This window comes from Enterococcus alishanensis (assembly GCF_019218635.1).
Classification (GTDB): Bacteria; Bacillota; Bacilli; order Lactobacillales; family Enterococcaceae; genus Enterococcus_A; species Enterococcus_A alishanensis.
On the sequence record NZ_JAHUZB010000001.1, the window covers coordinates 28034 to 49306 of the forward strand.

The following is a 21273-nucleotide window of genomic DNA, read 5'->3' on the forward strand; positions in this document are numbered from 1 at the left end:
GAAGGTAGCTTGTGAGTAAATTGGCTGAAATTAGTAGGCTGATTCGCGTCATGACCGTTAACTCATGTCAAAGAGGCAGCAAGTCTGCAAATTAGGTGGTACCGCGTAAATTACGTCCTAAAACATTTCGATGTTTTAGGGCTTTTTTGTTTGATCAGAAAAAAAGGAGCGATTAATATGACAGAAGAAAATAATTTAGCGACAAAGTTTGATCCACAAGCAGTGGAAGCGGGTCGTTATCAAAAATGGCTAGACCAAGATTTATTTAAACCATCAGAAAACCCCGATGCAAAACCTTATTCAATTGTGATTCCACCGCCAAACGTAACCGGGAAATTACATTTAGGACACGCTTGGGATACAACCTTACAAGATATGATTATTCGTCAAAAAAGAATGCAAGGCTTTGATACTTTATGGCTTCCTGGGATGGACCATGCCGGGATTGCAACCCAAGCCAAAGTAGAAGAAAAACTTAAAGAACAAGGTGTCTCTCGTTATGACTTAGGTCGGGAAAAATTTGTGGAACAAGTCTGGGATTGGAAAGAAGAATATGCCGGCCATATTCGGGAACAATGGGCCAAGCTTGGTTTATCATTGGATTATAAACGGGAACGTTTTACTCTTGATGATGGCTTATCTGACGCCGTTAAAAAAGTTTTCGTTTCACTGTACGAAAAAGATTTAATCTATCGCGGAGAATATATTATTAACTGGGACCCACAAGCGCGGACAGCTTTATCTGATATTGAAGTTATTCATAAAGATTTAGAAGGTGCGTTTTATCATGTATCGTATCCGTTAACTGACGGCAGCGGTGTATTAGAAATTGCGACAACTCGACCAGAAACAATGTTAGGGGATACTGCGATTGCAGTTCATCCTGACGATGACAGATACAAAAATTTAATTGGTAAAACAGCAATCCTACCGTTAGTAGATAAAGAAATTCCAATTATTGCCGATAGCTATGTGGATATGGATTTTGGTACTGGGGCAGTAAAAATCACTCCTGCTCATGATCCGAATGACTTTGAGATTGGTAACCGTCATGATTTACCACGAGTAAATGTAATGAATGACGATGGTAGTATGAATGATTTAGCTGGCAAATATGCTGGCATGGATCGTTTTGCTGCCCGAAAAATGATTGTTGCTGACTTGAAGGAAATGGGTCGACTAATCAAAGTTGAAAAAATGACTCATAGTGTTGGTCATTCTGAACGTAGTGGTGCGGTAGTTGAACCAAGATTATCGACACAATGGTTTGTAAAAATGGAGCCTTTAGCAAAGGAAGCCATCGACAATCAAAAAACAGAAGATGCAGTTAAATTTTTCCCTGAACGTTTCAATCAAACCTTCCTATCTTGGATGGACAATGTCCATGACTGGGTAATTTCTCGTCAGCTTTGGTGGGGACATCGGATTCCAGCTTGGTATCATAAAGAAACTGGTGAAATGTATGTTGGGATGGAAGCACCCAAAGATGCTGAAAACTGGGAACAGGATCCAGATGTATTAGATACTTGGTTTTCTTCGGCTTTATGGCCATTTTCAACAATGGGTTGGCCTGATACTGAGGCTGCTGATTTCAAACGCTATTTCCCAACCAATACATTGGTGACTGGTTACGATATTATTTTCTTCTGGGTAAGTCGCATGATTTTCCAAAGTTTGGCATTTACTGAAGAACGCCCCTTTGAAAATGTTTTGATTCATGGTTTGATTCGTGATGAACAAGGCCGCAAAATGAGTAAGTCACTAGGTAACGGAATTGATCCGATGGACGTGATTGAAAAATATGGTGCTGACGCTTTACGTTGGTTCTTATCTAATGGTTCAGCGCCTGGACAAGATGTGCGTTTTAGTTATGAAAAAATGGATGCGGCTTGGAATTTCATTAATAAAATTTGGAATGCTTCTCGTTTTGTCCTGATGAATGTAGAAGGCATGACTGTTGAAGAAATTGATTTAACCGGTGAAAAAACAGTAGCTGATCGTTGGATTTTAACTCGTTTGAACCAAACAGTTGAAAAAGTAACGAATTTGTTTGACCAATTTGAATTTGGTGAAGCAGGTCGTCAATTGTACAATTTTGTGTGGGACGATTTTTGTGACTGGTACATTGAAATGAGTAAAGAAGTTTTATATGGTGAAGATGATGCTTCTAAGAAAACCAACAAGAGCATTTTAGTTTATGTCTTAGATCAAACATTACGTCTTTTACACCCAATTATGCCATTTGTGACAGAAGAAATTTGGGGCAAGATTCCGCATTCAGGTGAATCATTAGTAGTCGCTGAATATCCTGTGGTTCATCCAGAATACGATGATGCCGATGCGGCCAAAGGAATGGAAGTCTTAAAAGAAGTGATTCGTTCAGTACGGAATATTCGAGCTGAAGTAAATACACCTTTATCAAAACCAATTACTTTGTTAATTAAAACTAATGACCCAGCAATTGATACATTCTTAGTGGAAAATACTAATTATATCGAACGCTTCTGTAATCCAGAAGAATTGACGATTTCGGCCGATATTATTGCGCCAGATTTGGCGATGTCTGCGGTGTTAACCGGTGCGGAAATCTATCTTCCTTTAGCTGGTTTGATTAATATTGATGAAGAAATCAAACGTTTAGAAAAAGAATTGGCAAAATGGACCAGTGAAGTGAAACGGGTGCAAGGTAAACTAGCCAATGAACGCTTTGTTGCTAATGCGCCAGAAAAAGTTGTGGCTGAAGAAAAAGCCAAAGAAAAAGATTATTTAGAAAAACAAGCAGCTGTAAGTGAACGAATCGAAAGTTTACGAACAATTGGATAAATAAGCGAAGGATTTGCGTAAAGCAAATCCTTTTTCTATTGAACATTTCTGCTATACTGAAGATGAGGTGAGTCAGATTGACAATAGAAGAAGCGATTGCTTGGATTCATAATCGGGTAAAATTTGGACAACGACCTGGGTTAGAAAGAGTGCAAGCTTTATTAGATAAGGTAGGAAATCCTGAAAAAAAAGTTCCCGTGATTCATATCGCCGGTACAAATGGCAAAGGTTCTACTGTTACTTATTTACGGAATATGTTAGGGGCAACAGGGGTTACCGTGGGGAGTTTTACATCTCCTTATATTACTAGTTTCAACGAACGGATTGCGATTGATAATCAGCCGATTGTCAATGAGGATTTGATTACTTTAGTCGAAAAATATCAACCACTAGTCGCTGAATTGGATGTGCAGCCAGAGATCCAAGGAATCACCGAGTTTGAAGTAATTACCGCAATGATGTTGGATTATTTTTTGGAAAAACAAGTCGATGTGGCGATTGTAGAAGTCGGTTTAGGTGGTTTGTTAGATTCTACTAATGTGGTGTCTCCGATTTTAACCGCAATTACAACGATTGGTTATGACCATATGGATGTTCTAGGAAATACTTTGGAAAAAATCGCTGCCCAAAAAGCGGGAATTATTAAATCTCAGATTCCAGTCGTGACTGGAAATATTCCAACCGAAGCGTTAACTGTGATTGAAGAGTTTGCTAAAAAGAATCAAGCCCCCCTTTATCAGTATCAAAAAGAATATCAAGTGGAATATTTACGACCAGATAACCAATGGGGTGAACAATTTAATTATCTTGATGGTGCAGGAAAAATAAACCGTTTGAAGGTTCCCTTGTTAGGTCGGCACCAAGTGGAAAATGCTGGTTTAGCGATTCAACTTTATCATTTATATTGCCAGCTAAAGAATCTCCCTTTTATAGAAAAAAATATCCAAACTGGTTTGGCGCAAACTAGCTGGCCTGGTCGGATGGAAAAGATCAGCGATGAACCACTAGTCATTTTGGACGGTGCCCATAATAGTCACGCGATTGAACGATTAGTGGAAAATATTCAAACTGAATTTCGAGGCTTTAATATAAAAATTTTATTTTCAGCTTTAGAAACCAAAGATGTTGATGAAATGTTAAATTTACTAGCGAAAATTCCTCGTTCCAGAGTGTATCTAACTACTTTTGAATATCCAAAAGCCTTAGATTTGAGTCGTTATGCCAAATTTAACAACAAGAATTTCTCAGTCGTTTCATTGTGGCAATTTGGTTTAGCTGAATTGTTGGAGGATATGGAAGAAGGCGACTTATTGCTAGTCACTGGATCATTGTATTTTATCTCGCAAGTGCGGGAATTATTAATAAATTTAGGAGGCGCAGATGAAGAAATTTAACGGAGTAATATTTGATATGGACGGTTTATTGTTTGATACGGAGACGATTTATTATGAGACGCAACAAGTTGCTGCTGATCAATTTGGTTTGCCTTTTGATAAGAATATCTATAATCGTTATATCGGTATTAGCGATGAAGAAGTCTGGGAAGATTTGCATAAAGTCTATGCCCAACATGGCAAAGAAGTGGTCAATGCTTTCATCGAAAAAAGTTGGGGCGATGCCAAAGAACTTTTCTTTGCTGGAAAAGTTGAATTAAAGCCAGGTGTAATTGAATTGTTGGATTATTTAACAGAACAAGAAATTCCTAAGATTGTGGCTTCCAGCAATGTACGATCAGTGATTGAATCTCTGCTAGAGCATGCGCAGATTCGCGATTATTTTGTTGATATTGTGTCAGCAGATGATGTTAGTTATGCTAAACCAGATCCTGAAATTTTCTTGAATGCCTTGGGAAAATTAGGGACAGATGCAGCTAAGACCTTAGTTTTGGAAGATTCAAAAAATGGAATCTTAGCAGCCAATAGCGCCAATATTCCAGTAATTATGGTGCCAGATTTAATTCCACCAACGGAAGAATTAGCTGAAAAGACCTTAGAAGTCTTACCAAGTTTGCATGAAGTGATCACCTATTTGAAAAATTAAACAGTTCCTCTTCTGCGTACTTTATTAAAGACGTAGAGGAGGTTTTTTGATGGCAAAATTTTTACTGAAAGAACTACCAGAAAGCTCATGGCCGAGAGAACGTTTGATTGAAGTGGGCGAACGCTATTTAACGGATCAAGAATTATTAGCAATTATTTTGCGAAGTGGCTCAAGAGATCAAAATGTGATGGATTTGGCAGGCGAAATTTTACGAGAAATCCCAGACTTATATCAGCTAAAACAAGCAAGTATTACGGAATTAATGAAATTTAAAGGGGTCGGAAAGGCTAAAGCGGTGGAATTAAAGGCTGTTATGGAATTTGGTTTTCGGATCAATCGCTCCTTACAGCCTAAACTAGGTAAAGCCCAATCGAGTTTTGCAATGGGTCAGCTTTTTATTAATGAGTTAAAAGATTTCCAGCAAGAACACTTAATGGCGTTGTATCTCAATACTAAAAATGAAATCATTTGTCAAAAAACTATTTTTATTGGTTCGTTGAATCAATCGATTGCCCATCCAAGAGAAATATTTCGTGAAGCAGTCAAAATAAGTGCAGCAAAAATTTGTTTGGCTCACAATCATCCCTCTGGAAATCCTACACCATCTCAGAATGATTTGGCATTTACTAAACGGGTTCGGCAATGTGGAGAACTGATTGGGATTGAGATTTTGGATCATATTATTGTAGGAGACTTAAAATATTTTAGTTTACGTGAAGAAAATTATTGGGAATGATTGATGACAGCCCTTGCAATGTCATAATAGAAAATGTTAAACTATAAATGTAATTTTTTGTTTGGTTTGGATGAGAGTTGGTATACAGGTATTACCTCTATCGTACACGGGCAAACTTTACAATCATTAGTGCTTTAGCACGAGGAGGATATTATTCATGGAACAAGGTACAGTAAAATGGTTTAACGCAGAAAAAGGTTTTGGTTTTATCACTCGCGAAGACGGTAGCGATGTATTCGTACATTTCTCAGCTATCCAAGGCGACGGTTTCAAAACTTTAGAAGAAGGTCAAGCAGTAACATTCGACGTTGAAGATAGCGATCGCGGACCTCAAGCAACTAACGTTAACAAAGCATAATTTAATGCAATCAAAAAACCTTAGGAATTTTCCTAAGGTTTTTTTAATTGCTCAATAAAAGTTTGATCAATTCTTGGCTACGTTCGTCGCAGTTGGCATAATATCTGTCTTGGCCAGCTAAAGCAGCTTTACCAATGATATATTGCCAATATAAATCAAATGCTTGCGTATTATCATAAGAATGCTTTAAATCTAGCTGATCAAAGTATTTTTTAGTGGCCTCTTTGATTTGAATCATTGTTTCATTATCTTGTAAAAAGAAACGTTGAAATTCCTCAGGATAATCAAGGCTGTAATCAACAATTACATTTGTTAGTTGATCTAAAGAATTTGGTAGGTGATCATCTAAAAAATCAGTGTATTTAGCTAAAACACGACTGGTTAGCACTGTTTTTAATTCGGATAAATTTTCAAACTCGCGATAAATTGGTTGTGTGGAGCAAGGAATCTGCTGAGCAATATTACGAGCATGAAACTTTTTGAAACCATCTTTGATAATTAATTTGTATGCGCCATCAATAATATGATTTCGTTGCACACGTTTGGTCCTTACCATGAACAATCATCTCCTAAACTTTTCTAGAATAATTCAAAAAAATAACAAGATTATGAAATCTATCTCATTCTTATTTTTTATTCTCTAATTTTTTTTGCAATTTGTCAATAAAGTTTTCAATGAATTAAAGATAAAAATTGCGTAGTGTAGTTAATTTACTGATTAATCAGCAGATATCCTACAATAAAATAAAGGATCGCGTAGTAGATCAGAGTTTTTTAAAAATATCAAAAAACAAATAAAAAACACTAGTGCTTGATAGCAATCAGTGTTTTTTAGAATTATTATTAATCTGGAGTCATAATCATTGGTAAAATCATCGGATGACGCTCAGTTTGTTCAAATAAGAATGGTTGAATGGCACCTACCATTGCCTCTTTTAATTTTGCTTCCGTACAATTTGGATCATTTAAAGCATCTACTAATGCGCGGAATAAAATTCTTTGACCTTCATTGATCATATCACCTGATTCACGCATATAAACAAATCCGCGAGACAAAATATCCGGTCCAGCTAAAATTTCACGTTTTTCTAAATCGATGGTCGCCACAGTTAAAACTAATCCTTCTTCAGATAAGATTCGGCGGTCACGTAAAACGACATTACCGATATCGCCAATTCCGCTACCGTCAACATAAACATCACTAGCATTAAAATGACCAGCTTTTCTAGCGGAATCAGCTGTTAATGCCAACATATCGCCGTTTTCCATCATGAAACAATTTTCTTCTGGAACACCAGTATCTTGGGCTAAGCCAGTATGAATTTTTAACATCCGGAATTCACCGTGAATTGGCATGAAGTATTTTGGTTTCATTAAACGTAACATTAATTTTTGCTCTTGCTGACTCCCATGACCAGAGGTATGAATATTGTTGACTTTTCCGTGAATCACTTCAGCGCCAGCCTCTGATAGTAAATTGATCAGATGATTGACACTTGTCGTATTTCCTGGAATCGGTGAGCTAGAAAAAATTACTGTATCATCAGGTTGAATATGAATTTGTCGGTGGGTACCGTTAGCGATTCGTGACAAAGCAGCCATCGGTTCTCCTTGTGAGCCAGTACATAAAATTAATAATTCATTGGCTGGCATCCGATTAATCTCGGAAGCATCAACGAAAGTATTTTCTGGCACTGTAATATAGCCTAAGTTTCGACCATTAACAATCGCATTTTCCATACTCCGTCCAAAGACGGCAATTTTTCTACCTGTCGCAACAGCAGCTTCAGCGGCTTGTTGCAAACGATTGATATTTGAAGCAAAAGTGGCAAATATGATTCTGCCAGGAACTTTTTCAACGATTCGCAAAATCGAATGACCAATGGTTTGTTCTGATTTTGTAAAGGTTGGCACTTCCGCGTTGGTACTATCAGACATTAAACATAAGACGCCTTCTTCACCTAAACGAGCCATTTTGTGTAAGTTGGCAGGTTGTCCAACCGGCGTGAAATCAAATTTGAAGTCACCGGTTTCGACGATGTTTCCTGAAGGTGTTTTAACAACTACGCCTAATGGATCTGGAATACTATGAGTGGTTCTAAAGAAGCTGACTGAAGTTTTACGGAAACGAATCACCGTATCTTCATCAATTTCATGTAATTCAGCATCCCGTAATAGACCATGTTCATCTAATTTATTTTTGATTAATGCTAATGCCAAAGCACCTGCGTAAATTGGAATATTTACTTGTTTTAATAAGTAAGGTACACCACCGATATGATCTTCATGTCCGTGAGTAATGACTAAAGCTTTAACTTTGTTAATATTTTGTACGACATAGCTGTAATCGGGAATGACATAATCAATTCCTAAAAGATCATCTTCCGGAAATTTTATTCCAGCATCAATGATGATAATTTCATCTTGAAATTGAACCCCATACATATTTTTCCCAATCTCGCCAAGTCCACCTAGGGCAAAAACCCCAGTTTCATTATTTTTAAGCGAGAGTTTCATTATTAAAACTCCGTTAGCTTAAAGTCGGCATTTTCTTGCTCGTAAGTTAAATGATTGCCTTCTAAAAGTTGGATGTATTCCACGTTAAATGGGGTATTTTCGCGCATTAAATCGTGCACGCGTTCTTCGTTATCAGCTTCAATATAAAGTGATAAAGTTTGTTCTCTTTTTGGATTACGATCCTTGGTTTTTTGGTAATAAACTTTGTAAATCATTTGAAAATCTCCTTTTAAATAAATTTATCCACGACAAAATGAGGGGCGTCGGCCACCTAATTTTTTATACTCAGACTTTTAGTAGACTAAAGAGTTGAGAAGAAGCCTCGTCTTTGCTTCTTATTTGTAAAAATATTTTCACCGTTGTGTTGTCTGTTTGATACAACAAGTAAGTGTATTTTAGCATAGAAGTTGTTAGATGTATAGAAACAAGGCGGGTCAAATGGAATTTAAGAAAATTTTCAGAAATAATTTCATTTGGGAAAATTGTGAGCATTCCGATATTTTTTGTGATATATTGGAAATATTGCGGTAGAAAAGATTTTTTGGCTTCAATTTTTGATTTTTCATCTCAAATAATTGGGGTATTCCCGCCTTAAAAAAGAGAATAAATCAATGGAAAAGATTTATTTGATCGAAAAAGGAGGAATTTGATGAAATTAATGTGGCGCTATACTTGGCGTTATAAGAAGTTGCTGTTGTTTGATTTTATTTGTGTGTTTGGTTTCATTTTAATTGAATTAGGTTTGCCAACAATTTTGGCGATGATGATTGATAAAGGGATCAATCAAAATGATTTTAACTATGTTCAAAAAATGGGCCTTTGGATGATCGCCATTACTATTCTTGGCGTATTAATGAATATTGGATTACGCTATTTTAGTTCTCGAATCACTTCTAATATAGTAGCGGATATTCGAGATGACCTATTTGAAAAAATTCAAACTTTTTCTCATAGTGAATTTGAAAAATTAGGTGTTTCTTCATTAATTACAAGAACGACAAATGATGCGTATCAAATTATGTTGTTTATGCAAAATATTCTAAATACAGGATTCATGACGCCGATGATGTTTGGTGCCAGCTTGTATTTAATTGTTCGAACTAGTCCGAGTCTAGGGATTTTCGTTTTAGGAGCTCTGCCAATTTTACTTTTAGCTGTAGTGCTAATTGCGAAATACTCTGAACCTTTATCAACCAAGCAACAAAAAAACCTAGATAACATTAACGGTATTTTACGGGAGAACTTGTCAGGCTTACGAGTAATTCGTGCATTTGTAAACGAAAAATTCGAAGAAAAACGTTTCAGAAAAGTAAATGATGATTATGCTAATAGCTCAAAAAGTCTCTTCCATTTAATGGCTGTGGCACAACCGGGATTTTACTTCCTATTTAATATCGTGATGGTCTTGATTATTTGGAATGGATCAATTCAAATCAATGTCGGTTCACTAGAAGTCGGAACCTTGATCGCTTTTATTGAATATATCTTCCACGCACTGTTTTCATTTATGTTGTTTGCCTCAGTATTCATGATGTACCCTCGTGCAAATGTTTCTGCCGGACGGATTCAAGAAGCTTTTGATATGATTCCAGATGTGCAAGACAATCCTGAAGGAATTACTCAGTCAACTGAAAAAGGATATTTAGAGTTTAAAAATGTTACCTTTGCTTATCCTGGACATGCAGAAAGTCCGATGATTAGAAATGTCAGCTTTACAGCCAAACCAGGGGAAACAGTAGCATTTATTGGGAGTACAGGCTCTGGGAAATCTACATTAATCCAATTGATTCCACGTTTTTATGATGTTACAGATGGTCAAGTTTTAGTAGATGGCATCGATGTGCGAGATTATAAATTAAAAGATTTACGGCAAAAAATTGGTTATATTCCACAGAAGGCCCAGTTATTTACTGGAACCATTGCAGATAATTTACGCTTTGGGAAAGACGATGCTACTAAAGCAGAGATGCAAAGAGCAGCCGATATTGCCCAAGCAACAGACTTCATCAGTAAAAAACCAAAAGGCTTTGATGAAAAATTATCTGAAGGCGGTAGCAATTTCTCTGGTGGTCAAAAGCAACGGCTAGCGATTGCCCGAGCAGTGATTCGCCAACCAGAAATTTATATCTTTGATGATAGTTTTTCTGCTTTAGATTATCAAACTGATGCGAATTTAAGAGCCCGCTTGAAAAAAGAAACCACTGAATCAACTGTTCTGATTGTGGCGCAAAGGGTCGGAACAATTATGCATTCAGATAAAATTATTGTGTTAAACGAAGGTGTTGTAGTGGGGGAAGGGACCCATCAAGAATTATTGAAATCTTGTGAAATTTATTATGACATTGCTTCTTCACAATTATCAGAGGAGGAATTGGCATGAGAAAATCAATTCATTCACTAAAACGACTCTTCAGCTATTTGAATCCTTACAAATTTACGTTTATTATCGTTTTAATTTTAACCGTGATAGCTTTAGTTTTAGGAACATTAAGTCCTTATTTATCTGGCTTGCCAACAACTGAAATTGCTAAAAATATTAGTGAAGGTGAAAGTGTTAACTTCGATTATATTTTTAGAATTATCGTTTGGATCATCGTTGTCGGTCTCATTTACAGTGGCACTCAGTTGGGTTCTAACTGGCTGATGGCAAATATTGTCCAAAGTGCGATGCGAGATTTACGGGAAGAAATTGAAGAAAAAATCAATCGCTTGCCAGTTTCTTATTTTGATCGCAATCAACAAGGAAATATTTTGTCACGGGTAACTAATGACGTAGATGCAGTAAGTAACGCGATGCAACAAGCAACTATCCGAAGTATCAATGCTGTTCTAGGAATCATTTTTGGGCTGGCGATGATGTTTTACATCAATCCGACGATGGCTCTAATCTCAATGATTATGATTCCAGCATCATTAGTAATTTCAACCTTTATTGTGAAAATTTCTCAAAAAGATTTCCAAGAAATGCAAAACTCACTTGGGGATATGAATGGCTATGTTCAAGAAAATATGACTGGATTTAATGTATTGAAGGTTTATGGTCGTGAAAAAGAAGCCTTGCAAGGTTTTAATACAGTCAATCACCGTCTGCGTAAATATGGATTCAGAGCAAACTTTGTCTCTTCTATTATGCAGCCGCTAGTTCAATTAACAGCTTACGGCACTTATATTGCCATGGCTGTCTTAGGTAGCTGGAATGTTATTAGTGGTGTGATCTTAGTAGGTCAGTTACAAGCTTTTATCCAATATATTTGGCAAGTCAGCCAACCAATGGGTGAAATTACGCAATTGTCATCAATGATCCAAGGTGCTTCCGCTTCTGCCAAACGGGTCTTTGACATTTTGGATGAACCAGAAGAAATTGAAAATGCCCATGATTTGCCGCTACCAGAAAAAATTTCTGGGAATGTTGTTTTTGATCACGTGCAATTTAGTTATGATCCGAAAAAACCATTGATTGAGGACTTGAGTTTTGAAGTAAAAGCCGGTGAAACGGTCGCGATTGTTGGTCCGACTGGTGCTGGTAAAACAACCTTAATTAATTTATTAATGCGTTTTTACGATATCGACAGTGGTCAAATATTAATTGATGGCGTGAATTCTCAAGAAATGAATCGTTCTGATGTTCGATCTATCTTTGGTATGGTGTTGCAAGATGCTTGGCTGTATGAAGGAACGATTGCTGATAATATTCGTTTTGGTCGTTTAGACGCAACTGATTATGAAGTTGTTGATGCAGCAAAAACGGCTAACGTTGACCATTTTATTCGTACAATGCCAGGTGGCTATGAAATGGAAATCAATTCTGAAGGTGACAATGTTTCCTTGGGGCAAAAGCAACTATTAACGATTGCACGAGCGATTATTTCTGATCCGAAAATTTTGATTTTAGATGAGGCTACTAGTTCAGTTGATACACGACTAGAAGGTCTGATTCAAAGAGCGATGGAAAAAGTGATGCAGGGGCGGACAAGCTTCGTGATTGCCCACCGTTTATCAACGATTCGTGATGCAGACTTAATTTTAGTGATGCAAGAGGGCTCTATCATAGAACATGGGACACATGAAAGTTTATTAGCAAAGGGTGGCTTCTATGAAAAACTTTATAACAGCCAGTTTGCGGAAGATTAAAAAAATAAGCGATTCTAACCAGGAGTTTTAAAAAATAAAAATATTTTAATTATTTTTAGAGTTAATCATAAGAAAATATGGTTAACTCTTTTTTTTATGAGTATTTCGTGATAAGGTTTCATTTTTTTTTAAGTTTTCCGTTCTCTATTTCCAAAATTTTCTAAATATTTTTCGGTATTCTGAAAAGCTCATCAATTCGGGATTTTTGAAAGATTTAAAAATACCTTAAGATAGAAAAAGCGAATGATAACAAGTTCAATTTAAAGAAAACTATAATCGCTTTATTTACTTCGATTATGCTTTGCTAAAAAGTCAGCGGATAACCTTGAAAGCCCTTACAATTAAAGGGTAAAATTTATTTAGTATTAAATCAGCAATAAAATGAGTCAAATTTTTTAAAAAGGAGGATTTTATTTAAAAAGACTCATGCAATAATTATGATAATTTGGAGGGTTAATTATGTCGAATGGAACGAAAAAGAAACTGACTCTGATTTCTCTAATCTTAATGATTTTTACTTCAGTATTTGGTTTCACTAATATTACACGGGCCTTTTATTTAATGGGCTACGCATCAATTCTTTGGTACATTTTAGCGGCCATCACTTTCTTCTTGCCATTTGCTTTTATGTTGTCTGAGTATGGTGCTGCTTTTAAAGACAGTAAAGGTGGTATTTATGTTTGGATGGCAGAATCTTTTAATCCAAAATTCGCTTTCGTTGGAACATTCATGTGGTATGCATCTTATATCGTTTGGATGGTAAACGTTGGTACAGGGATTTGGATTCCATTATCTAATGCTATTTTCGGAACTGACCAAACCCAAACTTGGTCACCACTGGGTCTATCTGGGGTGCAAACATTAGGTGTTTTAGGTATTTTATGGATTATTTTAATTACAGTTGTATCCTCAAAAGGTTTGGATAGTATCAAAAAGGTAACCTCAATCGGCGGAACTGCCGTAGCATTGATTAACGTTGTATTATTTGTTGGTGGATTGGTTATCTTAGTTTTAAATGGTCAAATGGCTGAGCCTGTTTCAGCGCAAGCTTTCGTGACTTCACCAAATGCCAACTACACTAGTATGATTTCTGTCTTTAGTTTCTTGGTATTTGCTATCTTCGCCTATGGGGGACTAGAAGTTGTTGGTGGTTTAGTTGATGAAACTGAAAATGCAGAAAAGACTTTCCCTAAAGGGGTAACTATTTCGGCAATCGTTATTGCGGTAGGTTACGCAGTCGGTATTTTCATGGTTGGTACATTTACTAACTGGCAATTTACTTTTACCCAATTTCCTGGTGATACAGAAGTAACGTTAGGAAACGTAGCGTATATCATGATGAACAATATGGGTTACCAATTAGGTCACGCATTAGGCGTATCTGAAGCTGCGGCTGTACAAATTGGTCTCTGGGTATCTCGTTACATGGGTCTTTCAATGTTCCTATCTCTAACTGGTGCCTTCTTCACATTGATCTTCTCTCCATTAAAACAGTTGATCGAAGGAACACCAAAAGAAGTTTGGCCTAAATTCTTAACCAAATCTAAAAATGATATGCCAATTAACGCTATGCGAGTACAAGCAGGTATTGTAATCGCAATGATCGCATTAGTATCATTTGGGGGACGTGGCGCGCAAGCCTTCTTCCAAGTATTGGTTTCGATGACTAACGTGTCGATGACAATTCCTTATATGTTCTTATCAATTGCTTTCTTAGGATTTAAGAAGAAAACAGAAATTCATAAGCCATTTGAAATTTATAAAACGAAGAGTATGACGACGCTGGCTGTAGTAGTGGTTACTTTCGTGGTAGGTTTTGCCAATGTATTTACAATCATTCAACCAGCTACTCAAGGAATGATTTCAGATACAATCTGGTCAATTGCCGGCCCGGTAATCTTTGGTGTGATTGCCTTAGTCATGTTTAGTCGCTATGAAAAAAAACAAGCTAGCCAAAACTAGAGGTGTAAAGAATGGAAAATTTTCAAAAGAATTTAGAAAAATATGCGAATCTAATTGTTAAAACAGGGGTCAACATTCAAAAAGGTGATTTGATTCAACTGGATATTTCTGTAAATCAAGCACCACTGGCACGTTTAATTGTCAAAAAAGCTTATGAATTAGGTGCCAAAGAAGTGATTATTCGTTGGAATGATGATGTGATCTTGAAAGCCCAAGTAGAAAGTATGGACATTGAAGATTTACGAGCAGTTCCCCAATATAAGATGGATGAAATGGATCAATTAGTTGACCAAAGAATGACGCGTATCAGTGTAGTCTCACAAGACCCGGGTGTTTTTGCCGGAGTTGATACTGACAAAATTGCGGCTTATCAAGATTATGATCGTAAATTATTGTTTGGTTTGCGCCAAGTTGCAGCTGCTAATAAAATTTCTTGGACAGTCGTAGCAGCTTCTGAAGCTGGCTGGGCAAAAAAAGTTTTTCCAGATTTACCAGAAGATCAACAAGTAGATGCCTTATGGGACGCAATTTTTAAAGCGACGAAAGTTTATGAAGACGATCCAATCGCAGCTTGGGTTGCCCATGAAAAATTATTGCGGGAAAAAGCTGATATGATGAACAAAGAACAATTCAAAGCGTTACATTATACAGCACCTGGGACGGATATGACGGTTGGCTTACCAGAAGGCCATCTTTGGGATAGCGCCCGTAGTATTAATGAAAAAGGTTTTGAATTTATGGCAAATATGCCAACAGAAGAAATATTCACTGCTCCTGATGCGCGTGTGGCTGATGGTGTCGTTTCTTCAACAAAACCGTTAGCTTACGCAGGGCAAGTCATTACCGGTATTAAATTAACCTTTAAAGATGGTGAAATTGTCGATGTAAAAGCTGATCAAGGGGAAGAAGTTCTGAAAAACTTAGTGAAAATGGATGAAGGCTCAAAACATTTAGGTGAAGTAGCCTTAGTACCAGATCCGTCCCCAATTTCGCAATCAGGTATTACATTCTTTAGTACCTTATTTGATGAAAATGCTTCGAATCACTTAGCGATTGGAAATGCTTATGCCTTTAACTTACAAGGCGGCGTTGACATGACTGAAGAAGAATTAGATGCCAAAGGTTTGAATCGTTCGAAAAACCACGTAGACTTTATGATTGGTTCAGATAAGATGGATGTTGACGGTATTCGTCACGATGGAACAAAAGTACCGATTTTCCGTAACGGAAACTGGGCTTAAAGTTAATTGATAAACCACTGGCAAAATTGTAAAAGATTTTGTCGGTGGCTTTTTTGGTTAGATTGAGGAGGGGAATTTAATTTCTCCTAAAGTTTTTGGGATTAAGCTAACCGTTTTGTTTATCACTAGAAAGCTGTATGATAAGAATGAGGTGAAGACATGAAAAATTATATTTCTGAGAATGCGAGTATCTATGGTGACGTAACTATTGGCCGGGGAAGCACAGTGTGGTTTCAAAGTGTGATACGCGGTGACAGTAATAAAGTTGAAATTGGTGAAATGACAAATGTCCAAGATGGGACAGTTATTCATGTCGATCATCATGCACCGGTTAAAATTGATGATTACGTAACAATTGGCCATGGTTGCATTATTCATGGTTGTGAAATTCAATCAGGTGCGCTAATCGGCATGGGGTCGACCATTTTAAATGAGGCGGTAATTGGTGAGAATAGTTTGATTGGTGCAGGCTCTTTAGTAACGGAAGGCAAAGTGATTCCACCAAACGTCTTGGCTTTTGGTCGGCCAGCTAAAGTCATTCGTCCACTCACGCCAGAAGAAATAACCAAAAATCGAGAAAATGCCCAACATTATTATGAGGCTGGTGAAGCTTATAAAAATGGAAATTATCCAAAATATCAGAATCAATGAGTGAAATATCCTTATTTTTCTTCAGATTTTCTGAAAAAAGATTCCTAAAATTGATTCAGATTATGAGGACGTTTGTTATTCATTTTTTTTTGGGTCTGCTATAATGAAAAAAAAGGAGTGAGCCTGAATGGATGCAAGTAAATTTGATCAAGAACCAGTTACAGAAGAAAGTTTGCTAGAAAATGGCTACCGTAAATATGTTGGTAAAGATGTCGACATTTATTACAATAAAGATATCTGTGCCCACATTGGTAATTGTGTACGGGGAAATCCCGAAATTTTTGAAGTAGGCCGCCGTCCTTGGATTATTGCCGACAATGGTCCAGCAGAAAATGCGGTTCAAGTAGTAAATACTTGTCCCAGTGGTGCGCTAAAATATATTAGAAAGTAGGAAACAAGATGGAAATCAAAGAAGAAAAAAATCGTTTTGCCTTAATTAATGATGATGGTATTGAAGCGGGTGAAATGACTTGGTCTGATGCAGGCCCAGAAATTATGATTATTGACCATACTTTCGTAGATCCAACTTACCGTGGTCAAAAATTAGCAGAAAAACTTGTTGCTGCTGGTGTAGAAAAAGCTCGTCGTGACAACAAAAAAATTATTCCATTATGCCCATTTGCAAAAAAAGAATTTGCTGAAAAACCTGAATACGACGACGTCTTAAGAAAATAATCAAAAAGAGTCCTCTAGCCAAACTTATTGATTTATGCTAAAGTATCATTGAGAAAGTTTGGAAAAAGGAGGTCTCTTTTTTTGTATAATATTATTTTAGGAACTATTTTGGTTTTGTCAGTTATCATTGTGATTACGATTATGATGCAACCAAGTAAACAGAATAGTGCAGCTAGTGCATTTACTGGCGGTGCAGATCAACTTTTCGGCGGCAAACAAAAAGCCCGCGGATTTGAAGCAGTCATGCAGCGATCAACAGCTATTTTAGGTGCTGTCTGGATGATTTTACTTTTTGCCCTAATGTATATTTCAAGTAACTAAGCTTCTCATGATGAGAGGCTTTTTTTTATTTTGTTTTCTAGCAAAAATCAAGTATGATTATCAATAGTATAAAGGTAAAGACGCAGAAAGGAATTGTTTTATGGCGCAAACAAGACAAGCGCTTTATTTTCCCCATGGAAATAAAGCCGTTTTATTATTACATGCTTATTCAGGCAGTCCTAATGACGTAAGAATGCTGGCACGAGCTTTAGAAAAATATGATTACACTGTTTATGCACCGCTTTTTCAAGGGCATGGAACAGCAGACCCTTTAGATATTTTGAAAAAAGATCCTGAGCAGTGGTGGCAAGAAACTCGCTTAGCGATCAGTTTTTTACAAGAAAAAGGTCACCAAGTGGCGGTCTTTGGCTTGTCGATGGGTGGCGTGTTTGCTACACGAGCTTTGACAGAATATGGTAATGATCTGGTAGGTGGCGGTTTTTTCTGTTCACCAATTACGCCGGTAAAAAATACTGTTGTCGAAAACTTCCTATTATATACCCAGAAAGTTTTGGAAAAAAATCAACAACCAACGGAACAACTATTAATCGATTATCGGCCTTTAGTTGAGAAACAATTAAGTCTGATTGAAAAGCAGGCAGAAATAACCCATGAACAATTAGAGCAAGTAAGCCAACCTTTCTTTTTAGCACAAGCAGGAAAAGATGAGATGATTGATCCTAAAGGCGCTTTAAAGACAGCTGAAAAATTAACCAATACTAAATTCACATTGAAATGGTACCCGAAAAGCGGGCATGTGATTACTGTCGGCGTAGATCGCCATCAGTTAGAAAGAGATGTTGCTGATTTTTTAGCAACACTTGAATGGAGAGAATAATGGAAAGAAAAACAATGAAACAAGAAATTTTAACTTTTTTGCAAACGGCCAATAAGAAAAGTTTTTCGATGGAAGAACTTGCGGAAGCCTTAAAGATGCAAAAAAGTGCGGACTATAAATTATTGGTCCAAACAATTGCTGCGATGGAAAGAGAAAAATCAGTCGCATTGAATCAAAAAGGGAAAATTAAATTGCCGCTGCAAGCAGTCACGATAGAGGGGATTTTCCGCAGTAACGAACGAGGCTTTGGCTTTGTTACGATTGACCCAGAAGAGCCGGATGTCTATATCGCTAAAGAAGAAACACATTACGCCATGAACGGTGATACTGTTGAAATCGAGATTATCAAGACAGCCGATCCTTTTTCAGAGCGTGGTGCTGAAGGCCGAGTCCTAAAGATTAAACAACGAGCAATCACTCAAATCGTCGGAGAGTTTGTCGCTTTTGATGTAGATGAAATGAAAGAGTCCGATCTTTATGGTTTCGTCATCCCTAAAGATAAAAAAAGCAGTCAATTTAAAGTCTATATTCCTGCTGAAGGAATTCAACCGGTGGATGGCAGTATTGTGATTGTGGAAGTTACTCATTTTCCCGAAGAAGGTTACGCAACTAGCTTAGAAGGATTAGTCACAAAAGTGATTGGTCATAAAAATGATCCCGGCATGGATATTTTATCAGTTGTTATTGCATTGGGGATTCCCACTAGCTTTCCTGACGAAGTAATGGCAGCAGCTGATGAAGTCCCAGATGAAATTAGTGAAGCTGATTTAGTTGGTCGCAGAGATTTGCGGGATCAGCAAATTGTGACGATAGATGGTGCTGATGCAAAAGATTTAGATGATGCTGTGACGGTTAGAAAATTAGACAATGGTAATTATTTTCTAGGTGTCCATATCGCTGACGTTTCTTATTATGTTGAAAAAGACAGTTTATTAGATCAAGAAGCTTTTGAACGAGGCACTAGCGTTTATTTGACGGACCGTGTAATTCCGATGATTCCGCAACGCTTATCAAACGGGATCTGCTCGTTAAATCCTAAAGTACCTCGTTTGGCAATGAGTTGTGAGATGGAGATTACACCTAACGGTCAAGTCGTAGCACATGAGATTTTCCCAAGTGTGATTCAAACGACAGAGCGGATGACTTACAGTGCTGTTAATGGCATTTTAGAGGAGCAAGATTCTGAGTTGATGACACAATATCAAGAATTAGTGCCGATGTTTGAATTAATGAAGGAATTACACCAAATTTTAGAAGCGATGCGCACCAAGCGTGGCGCCATTAATTTTGATGATCAAGAGGCGCGAATCTTAGTTGATCCTGAAGGGACACCGTTAGAAATTCAATTAAGAGAACGTGGTGTGGGTGAACGCTTAATTGAATCTTTCATGTTAGCAGCCAACGAAACGATTGCCGAACATTTTAATCGCTTGAAAGTTCCATTTATCTATCGAATCCACGAACAACCAAAAGAAGAAAAAATGCAGCGCTTTTTTGATTTTGCCTCTGCACTGGGTATTTTAGTCAAAGGAACAAAAGAAAACATTACGCCAAAAGATTTACAAAAAGTGATTGATCAAGTAGCAGATAAACCTGAGGCACCAGTGATTAACACGATGTTGTTACGTAGTATGCAACAAGCGCGCTATTCTGAAGATAATTATGGACATTATGGCTTAGCAGCAGAATACTATACTCATTTCACGTCGCCGATTCGACGTTATCCAGATTTGATTGTTCATCGTTTGATTCGGACGTATAGTCAAGATCAAAGTGAAACAACCAAAGCTGTTTGGGCTGAGGCTTTGCCAGAAATTGCCGATCATAGCTCGCAAATGGAGCGCCGAGCAGTAGAAGCTGAACGGGATGTAGATAGCCTGAAAAAAGCCGAATACATGGCAGATAAAATCGGTGAAGAATATGACGGTATTGTTAGCTCAGTGACCAAATTTGGTTTGTTCATTGAATTACCTAACACTGTTGAAGGGCTGATACACGTTAATGAGTTGAAACAAGACTATTTCCAATTTATCGAAAACCAACTGGCTTTAGTGGGGGAAAGAACCCGTCAAACCTTTAAAATTGGTCAAAAAGTTCGCATTAAAGTAACTAAAGCTGATCCTGAAACCAGAGAAATTGATTTTGAGTTGTTATCGGCAGAAGAAGTGGCAGAGGTGGAACTAAGTCACCAACCACAAAACCGCCGTCGTCGCCGTGATAAACCAACTAACAAAAAGCAATCTAATTCAAAGAAACCCAACCGAGAATCTGGTTCAGGTAAAAAGAAAAAACCGAAAAATAAAAAAGCCTTTTATCAAAGCGTAGCTAAAAAACCAAAGAAAAAAGGTCGAAAGAAGGGATAGTATGCCAAAAGGCGAAGGGAAATTAATTGCCCAAAATAAAAAAGCCCGCCATGATTACACCATCACTGACACCGTTGAAGCAGGAATGGTGTTACAAGGAACAGAAATAAAGTCGATTCGCAATAGCCGAATTAATTTAAAAGATGGCTTTGCCCGTATTAGAAATGGTGAGGCCTTCTTATACAATGTTCACATCAGCCCGTATGAGCAAGGCAATATTTTTAATCACGATCCGTTAAGAACTAGGAAACTACTGCTACACAAAAAGCAAATTGCTCGTTTAACTGGTGAAGTGAAAAGTCCTGGTGTCACATTAGTACCCCTGAAAGTTTACATGAAAAATGGCTTTGCCAAAGTACTTATCGGGGTTGCTAAGGGGAAACATCAATATGATAAGCGGGAAGCTTTAAAACGTAAAGACGTTGATCGACAAATCAGCCGAACATTAAAAAACTACAGCCGTTAACAGAATATTCTTTTTCGCATATTTGATGAAAATTTCTTTACTTCACTTTGAATTTTGATAGGATTGTTTAGAATTTAGGATGGCTGTTTTAAGTAAAATTGTAAGAAAACGCTATAAAAAAAAGATTAAATATTTCTTAGAATAATACTTT

At 37.1% G+C, this 21273-nt stretch carries 19 protein-coding genes and 1 other annotated feature (1 of these 20 running past the window's edge); of the genes, 16 read left to right on the forward strand and 3 right to left on the reverse strand.

Annotation, left to right across the window (positions count from 1 at the left end; translation table 11 throughout):
• Positions 1–123 (forward strand) — a binding site (T-box leader); it begins 82 nt to the left of the window's first position.
• Positions 124–177: 54 nt separating this feature from the next.
• The 5 genes from KUA55_RS00150 (at position 178) to KUA55_RS00170 (ending at position 5957) form a co-directional block, all read left to right on the forward strand.
• Positions 178–2823 carry a valine--tRNA ligase gene (locus KUA55_RS00150; protein WP_218324145.1) on the forward strand — a complete coding sequence of 882 codons (2646 nt, stop codon included), beginning with the start codon at positions 178–180 and terminating at the stop codon, positions 2821–2823.
• Positions 2824–2900: 77 nt separating this feature from the next.
• Positions 2901–4217, forward strand: a complete 1317-nt coding sequence (locus KUA55_RS00155) for a bifunctional folylpolyglutamate synthase/dihydrofolate synthase (protein WP_218324146.1) — start codon at positions 2901–2903, stop codon at positions 4215–4217.
• A complete protein-coding gene (locus KUA55_RS00160; RefSeq protein WP_218324147.1) occupies positions 4204–4863 on the forward strand; it encodes an HAD family hydrolase in 660 nt (219 codons plus the stop codon). The genes KUA55_RS00155 and KUA55_RS00160 overlap by 14 nt, the downstream gene beginning before the upstream one ends.
• A 49-nt stretch (positions 4864–4912) precedes the next feature.
• Positions 4913–5599, forward strand: a complete 687-nt coding sequence (gene radC / locus KUA55_RS00165) for a RadC family protein (RefSeq protein WP_218324148.1) — start codon at positions 4913–4915, stop codon at positions 5597–5599.
• Positions 5600–5756: 157 nt separating this feature from the next.
• On the forward strand, positions 5757–5957 hold the full coding sequence (locus tag KUA55_RS00170; RefSeq protein ID WP_218324149.1) for a cold-shock protein: 201 nt from the start codon (positions 5757–5759) through the stop codon (positions 5955–5957).
• Between the two features lie 43 nt (positions 5958–6000).
• Here the strand turns inward: KUA55_RS00170 and KUA55_RS00175 are convergent, their stop codons facing one another.
• From KUA55_RS00175 to KUA55_RS00185, 3 genes are all read right to left on the reverse strand, one after another.
• Positions 6001–6513 carry a TetR/AcrR family transcriptional regulator gene (locus KUA55_RS00175; RefSeq protein WP_218324150.1) on the reverse strand — a complete coding sequence of 171 codons (513 nt, stop codon included), beginning with the start codon at positions 6511–6513 and terminating at the stop codon, positions 6001–6003.
• Between the two features lie 287 nt (positions 6514–6800).
• The gene (gene rnjA, locus KUA55_RS00180) at positions 6801–8474 is read right to left on the reverse strand and encodes a ribonuclease J1 (RefSeq protein ID WP_218324151.1); all 1674 of its coding nucleotides are present in this window, start codon (positions 8472–8474) and stop codon (positions 6801–6803) included.
• Between the two features lie 2 nt (positions 8475–8476).
• Positions 8477–8689: a DNA-directed RNA polymerase subunit epsilon gene (locus KUA55_RS00185; protein ID WP_218324152.1), complete on the reverse strand. Its 213-nt coding sequence runs from the start codon at positions 8687–8689 to the stop codon at positions 8477–8479.
• A gap of 434 nt (positions 8690–9123) precedes the next feature.
• Here KUA55_RS00185 and KUA55_RS00190 point away from each other — a divergent pair, with 434 nt between their 5' ends.
• The 11 genes from KUA55_RS00190 (at position 9124) to smpB (ending at position 21122) form a co-directional block, all read left to right on the forward strand.
• Positions 9124–10854, forward strand: coding sequence for an ABC transporter ATP-binding protein (locus KUA55_RS00190; protein ID WP_218324153.1), 1731 nt, complete (start codon positions 9124–9126; stop codon positions 10852–10854).
• Positions 10851–12605, forward strand: coding sequence for an ABC transporter ATP-binding protein (locus tag KUA55_RS00195; protein ID WP_218324154.1), 1755 nt, complete (start codon positions 10851–10853; stop codon positions 12603–12605). Before KUA55_RS00190 ends, KUA55_RS00195 begins: the two co-directional genes overlap by 4 nt.
• Positions 12606–13064: 459 nt before the next feature.
• Positions 13065–14567, forward strand: coding sequence for a glutamate/gamma-aminobutyrate family transporter YjeM (gene yjeM / locus KUA55_RS00200; RefSeq protein WP_218324155.1), 1503 nt, complete (start codon positions 13065–13067; stop codon positions 14565–14567).
• Between the two features lie 11 nt (positions 14568–14578).
• Complete coding sequence (locus KUA55_RS00205; protein WP_218324156.1) at positions 14579–15808, forward strand: aminopeptidase; 1230 nt, start codon at positions 14579–14581, stop codon at positions 15806–15808.
• A gap of 159 nt (positions 15809–15967) precedes the next feature.
• Positions 15968–16459, forward strand: a complete 492-nt coding sequence (locus tag KUA55_RS00210) for a gamma carbonic anhydrase family protein (protein ID WP_218324157.1) — start codon at positions 15968–15970, stop codon at positions 16457–16459.
• A gap of 127 nt (positions 16460–16586) precedes the next feature.
• Entirely contained in the window at positions 16587–16850 is a 264-nt protein-coding gene (locus KUA55_RS00215) for a (4Fe-4S)-binding protein (RefSeq protein ID WP_218324158.1), read from the forward strand.
• A gap of 8 nt (positions 16851–16858) precedes the next feature.
• Positions 16859–17134 (forward strand): GNAT family N-acetyltransferase, encoded by a 276-nt coding sequence (locus KUA55_RS00220; RefSeq protein ID WP_218324159.1) that lies wholly within the window; start codon positions 16859–16861, stop codon positions 17132–17134.
• 81 nt (positions 17135–17215) lie between these two features.
• Positions 17216–17455 carry a preprotein translocase subunit SecG gene (gene secG / locus KUA55_RS00225; RefSeq protein WP_218324160.1) on the forward strand — a complete coding sequence of 80 codons (240 nt, stop codon included), beginning with the start codon at positions 17216–17218 and terminating at the stop codon, positions 17453–17455.
• Between the two features lie 100 nt (positions 17456–17555).
• Positions 17556–18293, forward strand: coding sequence for an alpha/beta hydrolase (locus tag KUA55_RS00230; RefSeq protein WP_218324161.1), 738 nt, complete (start codon positions 17556–17558; stop codon positions 18291–18293).
• A complete protein-coding gene (gene rnr, locus KUA55_RS00235) occupies positions 18293–20656 on the forward strand; it encodes a ribonuclease R (protein ID WP_218324162.1) in 2364 nt (787 codons plus the stop codon). The genes KUA55_RS00230 and rnr overlap by 1 nt, the downstream gene beginning before the upstream one ends.
• Before the next feature lies 1 nt (position 20657).
• Complete coding sequence (gene smpB, locus KUA55_RS00240; protein ID WP_218324163.1) at positions 20658–21122, forward strand: SsrA-binding protein SmpB; 465 nt, start codon at positions 20658–20660, stop codon at positions 21120–21122.
• The last annotated feature ends 151 nt before the right edge of the window (positions 21123–21273 follow it).